We start from the raw sequence: 13936 nt of genomic DNA on the forward strand, positions 1-13936 counted from the left end.
CTCCGACCAGAATGCCAGCGGCGCAAGTAACGACGCGCACGGACCCGTCGAGGAAAGGCGCGCGCTACATTCCCGACAGTTTCGTCACAGACACATTCAGCGATCCGCCAGCTTCCGCGATCACGCGCAGCGTCTTGGAGTCAAAGGCGATGTCGGCCAGCGTCAGGCTGTCGATCTTCGCCTCGACCTTGACGCCGTCCTCGCTCTTCTGGAAATCGGCGATCGCGGCTGCGATCTTCTCGCGTGCATTGGCGGCAATCGGCTTCAGATCGATCGTTGCTTTCTGCACCAGCGCCTGCTGCATCTGCGGCACCACCGCGCGCGCCGCGGCACCCAGCAGGCCGAAGGCCGCCTCGGACTCCACCGCGAGCTGGATGTCGGCGAGCCGCAGCGTCTGCTGCGCCTGGTCGAGCATCGGCCGGCCCCAGATGTGCACGGTCGCTTCGGCGCCGAGACCAAGCCAGCTCTTCTTCTCCTTGGCGCGCACCAGCAGCGAGATCAGGAGGCGCTCGCCCGACGGGATCACGTTGACGCTTTTCACAGTGACGTCCACGGGACCGGAGCCATCCTCGGGATAGGTATGGCCGACCATCTGCGCCGCGATCAGCTTGTTGATCTCGGTGAAGGGCACGTCGATGGGTACGCCGATGTTCACGCCGGTGCCGGTCGGCGGCACGATCGAGATCTTGTCGGGGAACGGGCAGTCGGGCTTGGTCGGCGTGGAGGTGACGCGCGTCTCCGCTTCCAGGCCCATCAGCAGCGTCACGGCCTGCGCGTCGACGCGCGGCTGCGCGGCGATGGCGCGGATCGGCTTCATCTCCAACCAGAGCGGCGGCAGTGCGGCCGAGGAGTCCGAGCCTTGCAGCGGGATCGAGCGGCAGGCCTTGGCCCATTGCAGCTTCGCGTTCTCCCGCAAGGTCGGATCGTTGCGCATCCGTTCGGAGACGGCGTTGATTTGTTCGCCGACGGTCTTGTCGATCAGCGGCTTTACCTGCGCCGGCACGTTGACCTTGGCACCGGAGATGTTGAGGTTGGTGTCGCCAAGGTTGACCTGGGCGCCGAGATTGGGCTCGAGATGCCAGTTGGCCGCGAGCTTCGGTCGCGAGGTGACGACGACGTTGCCCTTGATCTCGGCGCTGGCGTTCAGATTCTTGATGTTGACCGCGCCGATCTGTTTCGCGGCATTGCCGCCGAGCACGCTGCCGAGCGCCTCGCCGAGCGCGCCGGTGGCTTTCGACGACAGCGAGCCCGTCACATTCAGCTTGCCCGTGAGCGGCGTCGAGATCGTCAGCACGTCCTTGTCGCCGACAGCCGACATCGGCCCGCGCACGGCGGACCAGCCGATGTCGCCGTTCTCCAGGATTTGCGAGATCGGGTTCTCGGCCTTGCCGGCGAAATTGCGCGGAGCGGCCTTCTCGGCCTGCTCGCGGATCGCCGACAGCGCGATGGCGACCGGCGCCACCACGATCGAGCTCTTCGAGACCGGCGGCAGCGGCGGCAATTGCGCAACCGGCGGCGCGGAATTCGTCGCCCGCGGCGACAGCCAGTCCATCGCCTTGAGGCTGATGAAAAACGACGCCGCGAGCACCGCGACGGCGATCAGGACAGTTTTCAAGTTCAGCGTCAGTCGCATCAATCCCCCAGGCCGCCCCAGGGCAGAAGTCTACAGGGCAGGCGAGGAGGGCGCTAGAGCCCACCGATGGGGTGGAATTGGGGCAAACATATTAACGGCTGCGAACGCGCAATTGCCGCGCAATCGTCATGGCGCATCTAGCCGCGCTTCGGACGGCGCACCGCTCTCACATTGCCGCGATCTCCGCCACCGCAGAAGAAACGGTCGCCGCCATCGGACTCCAATCCTGACACCATCGTCCCGGCGGGCAGGTCGAGCTGCTCCAGCACCTTGCCCGTATCAGGGTCGATCCGCCTGATGTCGCTGTCCTCGCCTTCCCAAGTGCCGTGCCAGAGCTCGCCCTCGACCCAGGTCACGCCGGTGACGAAGCGCTTGCTTTCGATGGTGCGGAGAATTTTTCCCGTCTGGGGATCGACCTGATGGATCTTGCGTTCCCGATACTGCCCGACCCAGAGCGAGCCCTCGGCCCAGGCCAGTCCGGAATCGCCGCCGCCGCCAGGTGCAGGGATGGTGGCGAGCACCTTGCCGGTCGCAGCGTCAATCTTCTGGATGCGGTCCTCGGCGATCTGGAACAGGTGGCGGCCGTCGAACGCCGTTCCCGCATGCGCAGCGACATCGATGGAGCGGGTGATCTTGCCATCGGCCGGGTCGACTGCGTTCAATTTGTCGCCGGATGCGAACCACATATGGCTGCCGTCATAGGTGACGCCGTGCACGGCTTCGACGCCAGCATAGGGCCCGTATTCCCTGACGATCTCGGCGGCTGAACGTTTCATCTGCTCGGTCCCTGTAGTGTGAATCCCACTTTACGTCTTCAGGAGCGGTCCGGGGAGTAACAAGCCTGTCGGGAAACCCGGCACGGGCGGCGTCATCCAGCGCCGCGCCCGTCCGTGTCCGAAGGACTGTACCTTGTTCGATCGCGCCAGTTCTTCGAGGGCCCGCTGCACGGTGCGCGCGCTCGTTCCCAGCGCCAGCGCGAGCGCCGAGCTCGACCAGGGCTCGCCGTCGGAGAGGAAGGCGAGCACGGCGGCGTGCTTTTCCTCGACGGGCCGTGCCAGCACGAGGACGTCGCGCGTGTTGCGCGGCGTCAGCGCAAAACCTTGCCTGGTCGCGCTGACATCGGCGAGAGGCTTGAGTTTTGCGCGGAGCCGTCCGATTTCGACGCGCAGCCGGGCGCGATGCGATTCGTCGACGTGCCTTGCCTGAAACGCGCCCGTGATCAACGTTTCCCGCGAGACGTCCGCGGGCCAGGCCTGCGCCAGGATGCGGGCCAGCGCGAACAGCACCGGCCGCGTTCCGAGCGGCACGAGGATGCCCTGCCTGCGAACCGCGTGATGGAACGTGTCCACCACGAGCGCCTCCGATGTCGCGAGGTCCTCGACCTCCTCGAGCAGTAACGGCCGTTCGTGCCCGCGCGTGATCAGGCGCGCTGCGGGCGTGTCGAGCACGCGGCTCGTGCTTTCGACCTCGGCTGCAAGCGCTGCAATGCCGGCCTGCCGTGCTGCGCTCGCCGCGCGGCCGAGCGCCGCGCGCGCGTCCTTCGTTCGGAGCCGCCGGATGGCGATGCCGGCGATCACGAGTTCGCGGGCGACCTGCGCGGCCGGGGGCAGCGGCGTGGTGTTGATCTCGGCCAGCGTGCGCTCGGCCTCTTCGAGGCGCCCGAGAAGGAGAAGTCGGCGCGCCTCGATGTGACCCGCATGGGCGGCGTTGGCGAGGTCACCGTGGCTTGCGAGCGTCGCTCGCGCCGCCGCGAGCGTGTTGGCCGGCCAATTCAGGTCGCGCGAGACGAGTGCGATCTCGGCTTCCGCGACCACGCACCTGGCGCGCGCGACCGCCTCTCTCGGGCCGAATGCGCGCGCGGCGCCGCGCAGCAATGTCTTTGCCTTGGCGAGATCGCCGAGCTGCGCCATCGCGATGCCGCGCAGCGCCAGCGACGGTGCGTCGTTGCGCAGCGCAACGCGGTTCAACGCGCCGAGCGGATCGCCGGCTTCGAGCGCGCGCGCCGCGGCGGTGATCAGCGACTCCATTCAAATCCCGCCACACTTGTTACTCCCACCACGCAACCGTCCGGTGCGAGAGATCGTTGACGGCCGACAATGTGCGGCGAGGGGCGAGCGGTTCCGCATCTTGCACAGCGAGATACGGAACGGCCGCCCGGGAAAAGTTGGAGAGCCATGATGACATCAGCTGACAACGCAGGAAATAACGGACAGGCCGCCATGCAAACACCGCCGGTGGTGTCGCCGCAGGACTGGGAGGCTGCCCGTCAGCAACTGCTCGTGAAGGAAAAGGCGCATACCCGTGCCCGCGACGCCCTGGCCGCCGAGCGCCGGCGCATGCCGTGGATGGAAGTCACCAAAACCTATGCGTTCGAGGGGCCCGGCGGCAAGGTCAGTCTGCACGACCTGTTCCAGGGCCGGCGGCAGCTGATCGTCTACCGCGCCTTCTTCGAGCCGGGCGTGTTCGGCTGGCCCGATCATGCCTGCCGGGGTTGCTCCATGGTCGCCGACCAGGTCGCCCATGTCGCGCATCTCAATGCCCGCGACACCACGCTGGTGTTCGCCTCGCGCGCGCCGCAGGGCGATATCATCAGGCTGAAGCAGCGGATGGGCTGGACCATGCCATGGGTCACCGTCACCGACAGTTTCGATGCGGATTTCGGCGTCGACGAATGGCACGGGACCAACGTGTTCTTCCGCGACGGGACGCGCATCTTCCGCACCTATTTCGTCAAGAGCCGGGGCGACGAGCAGATGGGCGGCACCTGGAATTACCTCGACATCACGCCGCTGGGACGGCAGGAGGTCTGGGAGGATTCGCCGAAAGGCTATCCGCAAACGCCGACCTACAAATGGTGGAACTGGCACGACAGCTACACCGAAGGCGCGGCGCCCGACAAGAAATGGGTCGAGATCTCGACCGCCGGCGAGAAGGCGTTTCGCGAGGAGGCGGCTGAAGGACGTGACTAGCCCCGTCAGCGCAACGGCCGGCGCGAGCCGCAATGGTGTGGTGGCCGCGCGTCACCTCGCCAGATGGCTGGCGCTGGCGGCGACGCCGACCTTCGCGATCATGGCCGTGCTGACGGCCATGGTCGATGGCCCGGCGGACATGCTGTGCGGCTCCGGACATGGGGCGATGCTCGGCGGGATGGTGCCGATGTATCTGCTGATGAGCGCGTTTCATTCGGCGGCGTGGCTGAGGCTGATTGCGGAGCGGTGGAGGGCGGTTGGTCGTTAAGACGGCCGCCGCGTCACCGCGGCCGCGTCGCTTCCGTCGAAGAACATGGCCATCAGGGTCTCGTCGTAATATCGGCCATTGTATTTCAGCGCTTTCATCCCGCGGCCGTATTCGACAAATCCTGCGGCCACGTAGAGCCGCAACGCGGCCTCGTTGTCGCTGACGACGACGAGATGAAGCTGCTCGACGCGCTTTGCGGCATGCGCCGCGACCGCGTTGACGAGGAGCCTCCCTGTGCCGGACTTCCGTGCCCGCGACCGCACATACATGCCCCAGAGCACCCCCTTGTGTGCGGTCTTCGCGCCGTCCTCCCGGCGGAAGCCGGCGGTCCCCACGAGCTCGCCCGCGATGAACGCGCCGAACACGTCCGATATCGCGAGGCGCTCCTCGAACCATGCGAGTGGCTTGTCTTGTTCGCGTTCAAGCGTGCTGGTGAAAGCCTCGGGATTGCTCGCGAGCGCCTCCAGCCGGACGGGGCGGTAGAGCGCGGCGTCGGCTGGTGTCAGCAGTCTGATCATGGTTATGCGAGATGTGCCAGCGGCAGGGGTGCGCCGGCCTTGAGCGTCTGGAGTGCGATGCTGCTGCGAACCTCTCGCACGATCGACAGGTTGAGCAGCTTGTCGACGAGAAAGCGCTGGTAGTCCTCGAGCTCGGGCACGACAATTTCGAGGAGGTAGTCAGCTTCACCGGAGACGAGGTGACAGGCAACGACCTCGGGCATGGCAACGACTGTCCTTTCGAAGCTCAGCGCCTGGTCGTTGGCATGGCCGTTGATCTTGACGCCCAGAAAGGCCGAGAAGCCGAGCCCGAGGCGGCCGCGCCGGAGGGAGGCGCGGTAACCGTCGATATAGCCGTCGCGCTCCAGCCGTCGCACCCGTCGCAGGCAGGGTGACGGGGACAATCCGACCTTGTCTGCCAGTTCGATGTTGCTCAGTCGCGCGTTGGTCTGGAGTTCGGTGACGATGCGCCGGTCGATCGCATCCAGCTCGCATTTTGGCATGAACCGCATCCCGTTTGATCAAGAAGGGCGCAATGTTGCGCCGGAGGCTTCGAGATTAGCCTAGTTCGCAAGGACACGCCTCGGCTTTCCGTGGGATGGATTGCTCCGACTTTGCTGCTGATGGAGCGAGCCATGACCGAGAGCCCGAACCTTGCGCCTCTGCTGGAGGCCGTCGAACGCTACTTTGTGCTGATGTACGACAATGACGTTTCGCAATTCGACCGCGTCTTTGCACCGACTGCGCAACTCCATGGATTTCGCGACGCCGAATTGCGGATCCTGCCCGTTCGCGACTACAGGACGATGCTGGCGTCGACTGCGTCGCCCGAATCGAAGAATGCCCCGCGCCTTCAGGAGATATTGCTGGTCGATCTGGCGTCGTCAGCGCAAGCCATGGTGAAAGTTAGCATTCGGATCGATGTGCTCCAATACGTTGACTATCTGGCGTACCACTGCATCAATGGGACCTGGCTGATTACCGCGAAATCGTTCCACGTGGAGCGACGGTATGAGCCGGCGGATACGTAGCGCCACCGCGATCCTATTGGCTGCCCATCGCCTCCAGATAGGCAATCACCTTCGCCGCTTCCTCCGCCGAGACGCCGCCATAGGGCTGCATCTTGTTGCCGGATACGACTTCGTCCGGCTTGACCATGAAGCGGATGAGTTTGTCCTTGTCCCAGACGAAGCCGGCTTCTTTCATCGACGCGGAATAGTTGTAGTTCGGCAGCGAGCCGGCCTTGCGTCCGACGATTTTATTGAGGTTGGGGCCTAGACGATTGTCGCCCTCTTTCACCGAGTGGCAGGTTCGGCAGGAATTGTTGAAGGCCTGCTGGGCTGCGTCGTCGCTCGCCGGCTGTTGTGCGAGCGAAGCGGGCGCGGTCAGCAGCAGTGCCACTGCGCCAGCTCCGACGATCGCGCGCAGCCAAGTGCCTTGCGGCGTTTGCGGATTTGATTGCACTCGCGCCTCCATCGGGGATCGCGTCGCAGCACGCGCGCGCTTGGGGATGCCGAGGGCAAACGAAAACGGCCCCGGTGGGTTCCGGGGCCGTTTGCGTCACAATGTCCTGTCGCTTACCGCGTCGCGGCGCCGAGATCCGCGCGGCGTTCCGTCATCGGCAGCACGATCACCTTGGTGCCGACGTTGACGCGGGAGTAGAGGTCCGCGACATCGTCATTGGTCAGGCGAATGCAGCCGGAGGAGACGTGCTTGCCGATGGTGTCGGGCGCGTTGGTGCCGTGGATGCGGTAGATGGTGCCGCCAAGATACATGGCGCGGGCGCCGAGCGGATTGCCGGGGCCGCCGGCCATGTGGCGCGGCAGATAAGGCTGGCGGGCGATCATCTCCGGCGGCGGGGTCCAATCCGGCCACTCGGCCTTCTTGGTCACCGACTGGGTGCCGGACCAGGTGAAGCGGTCGCGGCCGACGCCGATGCCGTAGCGTATCGCCTGGCCGTTGCCGAGCACCAGATAGAGGTAGGTGTTGGGTGTATCGATGATGATGGTGCCGGGCGCCTCACGCGTTGCGTAGGAGACGGTCTGGCGACGGAAGCGGGCCGGCGTTTCGACGGCGTCCTGATCTTCGGACGGCGCGGCCTGATAGGGTGTGGCTTGATAAGGCTGGTATGGCGCCGCGATCGGCGGCAGCGGCTGGAAGAAGGGGAAGAGCTGCACAGGCGCGGCCTTGGCCGGGCCGGCGAACGCGATCGCGGTGACAGCCACTGCGCCAAACGCAACGGCGCGCGAATAAGTCTTCAACGTCTCCGGATTGATCATTGGTCGCCCCTGTTTGCGCGGTGTTTTTTGGTCACCCGGCACCGTTTCGGTGCTCTGTTGCGGAAATCACTAACGGAAAGAAGTTTCGGGACGTTTGCGCGGAAAACCGAAAACGGCTTCATGGCGGCAAGGATTGTTTCATGACGGTTTCGTGGCTGCGCGGACCCGTTAACGAACAAAACAGCGGGCCGACACTTCCATGACGTCACACGCCTGAAATATCCGTGGTTGATGGTCCAAAGCCGAGAATCATAAAAATCTCGGGATTTCCCCATGCGGGTATTAATCGCGACTGACGCCTGGCATCCGCAGGTCAACGGTGTGGTCCGGACGCTGACCTCGCTGGCTGGCGCGGCCAAGGCATTGGATGTCGAGATCGACTTCCTCACCCCGGACGGTTTTCGGTCGTGGCCGCTACCGACATATCCGGGGCTGCGCATTGCGCTGCCGAGCGGCAAGGAGATTGCGCGGCGGATCGAGAGGGCGGCGCCGGAGGCGCTGCACATCGCGACCGAAGGGCCGATCGGCTGGGCGGCGCGGGCTTATTGCCGTCGCAACCGGCTCGCCTTCACCACCTCCTACACCACGCGCTTTCCCGAGTACGTCTCGGTGCGGACCGGCATCCCCGCGAGCGTCGGCTACGCCGTGCTGCGCCACTTCCACGATGCCGCCGCCATGACCATGGTGGCGACGCCCTCGTTGCGGCAGGAGCTCTCCGAGCGCGGCTTCAAGCGGCTCGGCTTCTGGACCCGCGGCGTCAACACCGAGCTGTTTCATCCCGACTCTCCGGCGAAGCTCGATCTGCCCGAGCCGATCTTCATGACGATGGGCCGCGTGGCGGTGGAGAAGAACCTGGAAGCGTTCCTCTCGCTCGACCTGCCCGGGACCAAGGTCGTCGTCGGCGACGGCCCGCAGAAGGTTGCGCTCGAAAAGAAATATCCGGACGTTGTGTTTCTCGGCGAGAAGAAGGGTGCTGACCTTACCGCGCATCTCGCCGCCGCCGACGTGTTCGTGTTTCCGAGCCTGACCGACACGTTCGGCGTGGTGCAGCTCGAAGCGCTCGCCTGCGGCACGCCGGTTGCGGCGTTTCCGGTGACGGGTCCGAAGGACGTCATCGCGGATCACCCGATCGGCGCGATCGACCACGATTTGCGCGCCGCGTGCCTGCGCGCGCTCACCATGTCGCGCGAGACCTGCCGCAATTTCGCGCTGGAGCGCTCCTGGGAAAACAGCGCGCGCCAGTTCGTCGGCAACCTCACTTCACTTCAGCCCAGCCGTGCCTTGCGCGCCTCGCCGATCATGGCGCGTCGGCCGGTGCGCGGTTGACCCAAAACGTTTCGAACCACAGCGAGAACCTCATCGATGGCTAAGATCATGAACCTTGACGGCACCCAGCAGCTCGACCTCACCCGCGGCACGGTTGAGCAGGCCTATGACCGCTGGGCGCCGGTCTACGACCTGGTGTTCGGAGGCGTGTTCGCCAAGGGCCGGCAGGCTGCGATCGCGGCCACCAACAAGATCGGCGGCCGGGTGCTCGAAGTCGGCGTCGGCACCGGCATCTCGTTGCCGCTCTACGCGCCGCATCTGCGCATCTTCGGCACCGACATCTCGGAGGCGATGCTCGACAAGGCGCGCCAGCGCGTCGCCGAGGGCAAGCTGAACAACGTCGAAGGCCTCGCGGTGATGGATGCCGAGAAGCTCGAATTCCCCGATAATTCCTTCGACGTCGTGATGGCGCAATACGTCGTCACGGCCGTGCCGAATCCGGAAGTCGCGCTGGACGAATTCGCCCGCGTGCTGCGCCCCGGCGGCGAGCTGATCATCCTCACCCGCGTCAGCGCCGATACCGGCATGCGCCGCTTCATCGAGCAGAAGCTGCAGCCGGTGGTGCGTCCGCTCGGCTTCCGCACCGCCGAGTTCGCCTGGTCGCGTTACGCCAAATGGCTCGCCGGCGCCAACGGCATCGAGCTTGCCGAGCGCCGCCTGATCCCGCCGCTCGGTCATTTCTCGCTGGTGCGCTTCCGCAAGGTCGACGTCGCCAAGGCGGCGTAACCCAAGCTCACGCGTCGCATGCGTCACCGCGCCGCTGCACATCGCCACATGACAAAATGATGATGTCACACGGCCTACATCGAATCTCTGTAAATCCTGAACCCGAAAGCATTTGGGGGAGAGCATGATCAAGAATTATCTCGAGCAGCTGCGGATCCAGCGCTGGGACGACCATCGCTACTATCACCACAGCCGCATCAATCAGAGCCTGCACTTCGTCAGCGCGCTGAGCTTCCTGTTCGCCTATGTCTGGCTGTTCGTCGACCCCATGATCTCGGCGCTGGTCGGCTGGCTGGTCTCGATGACCTCGCGCCAGGCGGGTCACTTCTTCTTCGAGCCGCACGGCTACGACCAGATCAACCAGGCGACGCACGAGCACAAGGAAGAGATCAAGGTCGGCTACAATCTTCAGCGCAAGGTGGTGCTGATGTCGATCTGGGCGCTGTCGCCACTGGTGCTGTTGGTCGATCCCACGCTGTTCGGACTGTTCACGCCCTGGGTGGGCGCGACCGACTTCATGCGGCAGGTCGCCAAGATCTGGCTCGTGGTCGGCGGCGGCGGTCTCATGTTCCGCACGGTGCACCTGTTCTTCATCCGCGACGTCGAGACCGGCCTCGTCTGGATGACGAAGATCCTGACCGATCCCTTCCACGATCTGATGCTCTACCGCAACGCGCCGCTGGCGCTGATGCGCGGCGAGCTGATGGACCCCGGCTTGCACCTCAAGCCCGAGCACACGCTGGGCCTGATCGGCGAGCCCACGCTCGAAGAGCAGCACGCCTGAGCGCGCCGTTCTCACCAAGGCCTCCGATGTCTGATGGTTGCGTCATGCCCGGGCTCGTCCCGGGCATCCACGTGTTGGGCCCGGCCGCTGCGTTTTCTTCGCCTCGCCCAGCGTGCGGGGAAGTGGAATTGAGCGCCGCCACAGACGCCGTCATTCCGGGATGGTCCGAAGGACCAGACCCGGAATCTCGAGGTTCCGGGTTCGGCTCTTCGAGCCGCCCCGGAACGACTGTGTGTTGGAGCGGAGAATCGACCTTAGCGTCCGAAGCGCTTGGCCAGCATCTCTTTCAGGATCTGCCGCTTGATGGTCTTGTTGGTGAGGACGCCATCGTGCCACCAGAAGCCGTCGGCCTTCATCTTCTCGGCGGCGCGAACGAAACGTTCGGCGACCTCGGTGAAATCGGCATCGGTGTAGTTCAGGCTGAAGATCAGCCGGCCGGTGCCGACCCAGCTCAAGGACAGGCCTTCGGCGCGCAGATAATATTGCAGCATCCAGTTGTAGCGGGACGGGGTGGTGTATTTTACCGTCCAGATCGACGAGAAGTTGGCAAACCGCACCGGCAGGTCGGCATCGCCCATCATTTGGTTGAGCTTCTGCGCGCGGCCGTTCCAGGTCTCGTCCAATCCGTCATAGATGGCGCGGAAGTTCGGGCTGGCGAGCCGGCTCAGGAACTCGTCCATCGCCGTCATGACGTAGGGGTGCGAGTTGAAGGTGCCGCGGGCGAAGCAGACGTCGGCGGGGCGGTCGTCGCGGAAGCGGCGCATCAACTCCTTCTTGCCGCAGACCACGCCGACCGGCAGGCCACCGGCGAGGCTCTTGCCGTAGGTCACCATGTCGGCCTTGACGCCGAAATACTCCTGGGCGCCGCCTGCCGCGAGACGGAAGCCGACGAAGACCTCGTCGAAGATCAGCACGATGCCGCGCTGGTCGCAGACCTCGCGCAGCGTCTTGAGCCACTCGGTGTAGGCGGTGCGGTCAAAATTGCCGCCGCGAGAGGAATCAACCAGCGAGGAGTCGCCGGGCGCGTTGCCATTCGGATGCAGCCCCTGCAGCGGGTTGACCAGCACGCAGGCGATGTCCTTGCGCGTCCGCAGCACGTGCAGCGTCTTCTCCGACATCTCGGCGAGGGTGTAGGTCTCGTGCGCGGGAATCGGATTGCCGACTCCAGGCTGCACGTCGCCCCACCAGCCATGATAGGCGCCGGCGAAACGAACGAGATGGGTGCGCCTGGTGTGATAGCGCGCGAGCCGCACCGCCTGCATCACGGCCTCGGTGCCGGACATGTGGAAGGAGACTTCGTCGAGGCCCGAGATCTGGCACAGCCGCGCCACGTTCTCGAGGATGACGGGATGGTAGGGGCCGAGCACCGGTCCGAGCGCGTGCGCGCGCTTCTCGGAGCCCTCGATGCATTCCTTGTAGAAGTCGTTGCCGAAGATGTTGACGCCGTAGGACCCCGTGAGGTCGTAGGAGGTGTTGCCGTCGACATCCGTGACGGTGACGCCGCGCGACGACTCCAAGAAGGTCGAGGTGCCCAAATGCTCGCGGACGAGGCGCGAGAACTGGAACGGCACGCGGTAGGTTTCGGTGAAGTGCAGGTCGGAGATCTTTTCCGCCGCGTCCTTCGTCATCGCGCGGCCCTTGGGGTAGCGCTCGGCGTAGAGACGCGCGAGACGGAAGAAGCCGTCCTTGCGCTGGGCTGCGACGTTCGCCGGCGCGCCGTCGCAAGCGAAGTACGCATCGCCTTCGAATTCGTAGAACGGGAGCAGCTTTGCCACCCGCCGGGACATCTTGGAGTGCCCGGCGAGCGAGCGGTGCTTGGCGCGGGACAATTCGATCCGTGCCTTGATTTTCGGGAAGGCGGCGGCAGCGGACGCTGCGGCGGCCACGGACAAAGAAAGAATCGGGAGTGTCGTTTCCATGACAACAAGCGCTAATACTGCGAGCTGACAGATTCATGACAGTCAAAGCCCTGATCGCCTCTTTCACCCAGCAGGAAGACCTCAACTTCCTGCTGACCAACCGCATCCCTCGCGCGGCGCTAACCCGCTTCATGGGCTGGTTCTCGAAGATCGAGAATCCGCTGGTGCGGGACGGCTCCATCGCGCTGTGGAAGCTGTTCTCCGACCTCGATCTGTCGGAGGCGCGGAAAACGCATTTCAAGAGCCTGCACGACTGCTTCACCCGGGAGCTCAAGCCCGGCTTGCGCCCCTTTGATCCGGACCCCTCCATTGTCGCCAGCCCGTCCGACGGCATCGTCGGCGCCCATGGCCGGATCGCGGACACCGAGCTGTTCCAGGTCAAAGGCGCGCCGTACTCGCTGCTCGATCTGCTCGGCGATTCCGCCCTTGTCGATCAGCACCGCAACGGCTCCTTCGTCACCCTGCGGCTGACCTCGAGCATGTATCACCGCTTCCACGCGCCCTTTGACGCGCATATCGAGCGTGTCACGTTGATCCATGGCGACGTCTGGAACGTCAACCCGATCGCGCTGAAACGGGTCGAGCGTCTGTTTTGCAAGAACGAGCGCGCAGTGATCCGCACGCATTTGCCGACGGGCGAAGCCGTGACGCTGGTACCGGTCGCCGCGATCCTGGTCGCGAGCATCCGTCTGCATTTCCTCGACATGGTGCTGAATGCCCAGACGAGAGGGCCGGTCAATTTTCCCTGCGACGTCAACGTGAGCAAGGGCGAGGAGCTCGGCTGGTTCGAGCATGGCTCGACCATCATCATCCTCGCGCCCGGCGATTTCACCTTCTGCGACGACATCGCCGAGGGCACGCGCATTCGCGCAGGTCAAGCGCTGCTGAGAAAAAACTAGCCTTCAATCAGCCGCGTCGGCCGCCTATATCGTCCCTGGGACGTTTCTGCGACGACGGATTTGGTGATGGCACGGGCGCCGGTGATGGCGGCGGGTGGTATTGTGCTGCGGCGAGGTGCGCCGCCGCTGATCGCCGTCGTGCGCCAGCGCAAGCGCAACGAATGGGTTTTGCCCAAGGGCAAGCTCGACGACGGCGAGACGCCGAAGCAAGCCGCGCATCGCGAAGTGCTGGAAGAGACCGGTCACGAGGTCGCCATCCACGAATTTCTGGGCACGCTCGTCTATCAGTCCGGCGGGCGCTCCAAGGTCGTGCATTTCTGGCGCATGGAGGCCGGGGACGGTCCCGTCCGCAAGCTGATGAACGACATCAAGGCGGTCGACTGGTTGACGCTGGAAGACGCGCTCGCGCGCCTGTCGCGCGAGTACGAGCGCGTGTTTCTGACCCAGGTCGGCCCGATCGCGCTCGCGGCGGCAGGGCTTGCGCCGGTGGATACCGACGTCACACCGCCGCTCGCGACCGAGGATGTCGATGCGGCCTTGCAGACGCTGACGCCAGCCGAAGCGGCTTCGGACGAGTTGCGGCATGGTCTGTTGCAGAAGGTGAAGGCTTGGCTGCGCGGCGAGGCGTGAGTTCTC

16 protein-coding genes are annotated in these 13936 nt (G+C 65.0%); 8 read left to right on the forward strand and 8 right to left on the reverse strand.

Going from position 1 to position 13936, the window contains the following annotated elements:
* Nucleotides 1-64 precede the first annotated feature (64 nt).
* The 3 genes from ABIB90_RS15965 to ABIB90_RS15975 form a co-directional block, all read right to left on the reverse strand.
* A complete protein-coding gene (locus tag ABIB90_RS15965) occupies nt 65-1633 on the reverse strand; it encodes a DUF4403 family protein (protein ID WP_354201100.1) in 1569 nt (522 codons plus the stop codon).
* Between the two features lie 137 nt (nt 1634-1770).
* On the reverse strand, nt 1771-2409 hold the full coding sequence (locus tag ABIB90_RS15970; protein WP_354201101.1) for a Vgb family protein: 639 nt from the start codon (nt 2407-2409) through the stop codon (nt 1771-1773).
* A gap of 30 nt (nt 2410-2439) precedes the next feature.
* Nucleotides 2440-3660, reverse strand: a complete 1221-nt coding sequence (locus ABIB90_RS15975; RefSeq protein ID WP_354201102.1) for a winged helix-turn-helix domain-containing protein — start codon at nt 3658-3660, stop codon at nt 2440-2442.
* 147 nt (nt 3661-3807) lie between these two features.
* Between ABIB90_RS15975 and ABIB90_RS15980 the strand changes: the two genes are divergently transcribed.
* Nucleotides 3808-4602, forward strand: a complete 795-nt coding sequence (locus tag ABIB90_RS15980; protein ID WP_354201103.1) for a DUF899 domain-containing protein — start codon at nt 3808-3810, stop codon at nt 4600-4602.
* Nucleotides 4595-4870, forward strand: coding sequence for a hypothetical protein (locus tag ABIB90_RS15985; RefSeq protein WP_007600798.1), 276 nt, complete (start codon nt 4595-4597; stop codon nt 4868-4870). The genes ABIB90_RS15980 and ABIB90_RS15985 overlap by 8 nt, the downstream gene beginning before the upstream one ends.
* Here the strand turns inward: ABIB90_RS15985 and ABIB90_RS15990 are convergent.
* A complete protein-coding gene (locus ABIB90_RS15990; protein WP_007600799.1) occupies nt 4867-5388 on the reverse strand; it encodes a GNAT family N-acetyltransferase in 522 nt (173 codons plus the stop codon). The genes ABIB90_RS15985 and ABIB90_RS15990 overlap by 4 nt on opposite strands.
* A gap of 2 nt (nt 5389-5390) precedes the next feature.
* The gene (locus ABIB90_RS15995; RefSeq protein ID WP_354170863.1) at nt 5391-5870 is read right to left on the reverse strand and encodes an Lrp/AsnC family transcriptional regulator; all 480 of its coding nucleotides are present in this window, start codon (nt 5868-5870) and stop codon (nt 5391-5393) included.
* Nucleotides 5871-6002: 132 nt separating this feature from the next.
* On the opposite strand from ABIB90_RS15995, the gene ABIB90_RS16000 reads away from it, so the two are divergent.
* On the forward strand, nt 6003-6398 hold the full coding sequence (locus ABIB90_RS16000) for a nuclear transport factor 2 family protein (protein ID WP_354201104.1): 396 nt from the start codon (nt 6003-6005) through the stop codon (nt 6396-6398).
* A 13-nt stretch (nt 6399-6411) separates the two neighbouring features.
* Here ABIB90_RS16000 and ABIB90_RS16005 read toward each other — a convergent pair whose 3' ends face one another.
* Entirely contained in the window at nt 6412-6843 is a 432-nt protein-coding gene (locus ABIB90_RS16005) for a c-type cytochrome (protein WP_354201105.1), read from the reverse strand.
* A gap of 101 nt (nt 6844-6944) precedes the next feature.
* Nucleotides 6945-7646 (reverse strand): L,D-transpeptidase, encoded by a 702-nt coding sequence (locus ABIB90_RS16010; protein ID WP_354201106.1) that lies wholly within the window; start codon nt 7644-7646, stop codon nt 6945-6947.
* Between the two features lie 273 nt (nt 7647-7919).
* On the opposite strand from ABIB90_RS16010, the gene ABIB90_RS16015 reads away from it, so the two are divergent.
* The 3 genes from ABIB90_RS16015 to ABIB90_RS16025 all read left to right on the forward strand — a co-directional run bounded on the left by ABIB90_RS16015 (nt 7920) and on the right by ABIB90_RS16025 (nt 10482).
* On the forward strand, nt 7920-8972 hold the full coding sequence (locus ABIB90_RS16015) for a glycosyltransferase family 4 protein (protein WP_354201107.1): 1053 nt from the start codon (nt 7920-7922) through the stop codon (nt 8970-8972).
* A gap of 36 nt (nt 8973-9008) precedes the next feature.
* The gene (locus ABIB90_RS16020; RefSeq protein WP_007600811.1) at nt 9009-9698 is read left to right on the forward strand and encodes a class I SAM-dependent methyltransferase; all 690 of its coding nucleotides are present in this window, start codon (nt 9009-9011) and stop codon (nt 9696-9698) included.
* Nucleotides 9699-9822: 124 nt separating this feature from the next.
* Nucleotides 9823-10482: a hypothetical protein gene (locus ABIB90_RS16025; RefSeq protein ID WP_354170853.1), complete on the forward strand. Its 660-nt coding sequence runs from the start codon at nt 9823-9825 to the stop codon at nt 10480-10482.
* 254 nt (nt 10483-10736) lie between these two features.
* Here the strand turns inward: ABIB90_RS16025 and ABIB90_RS16030 are convergent, their stop codons facing one another.
* On the reverse strand, nt 10737-12401 hold the full coding sequence (locus tag ABIB90_RS16030; RefSeq protein ID WP_219683406.1) for an aminotransferase class III-fold pyridoxal phosphate-dependent enzyme: 1665 nt from the start codon (nt 12399-12401) through the stop codon (nt 10737-10739).
* 35 nt (nt 12402-12436) lie between these two features.
* Here ABIB90_RS16030 and asd point away from each other — a divergent pair, with 35 nt between their 5' ends.
* Together asd and ABIB90_RS16040 are read left to right on the forward strand one after the other, a co-directional pair.
* Entirely contained in the window at nt 12437-13300 is an 864-nt protein-coding gene (gene asd / locus ABIB90_RS16035) for an archaetidylserine decarboxylase (RefSeq protein ID WP_007600814.1), read from the forward strand.
* Between the two features lie 66 nt (nt 13301-13366).
* Nucleotides 13367-13930, forward strand: coding sequence for an NUDIX hydrolase (locus ABIB90_RS16040; protein WP_219683407.1), 564 nt, complete (start codon nt 13367-13369; stop codon nt 13928-13930).
* The last annotated feature ends 6 nt before the right edge of the window (nt 13931-13936 follow it).

Origin of the sequence: Bradyrhizobium sp. JR4.1 (genome assembly GCF_040548605.1) — a bacterium.
In the GTDB taxonomy this organism is placed as follows: Bacteria; Pseudomonadota; Alphaproteobacteria; order Rhizobiales; family Xanthobacteraceae; genus Bradyrhizobium; species Bradyrhizobium canariense.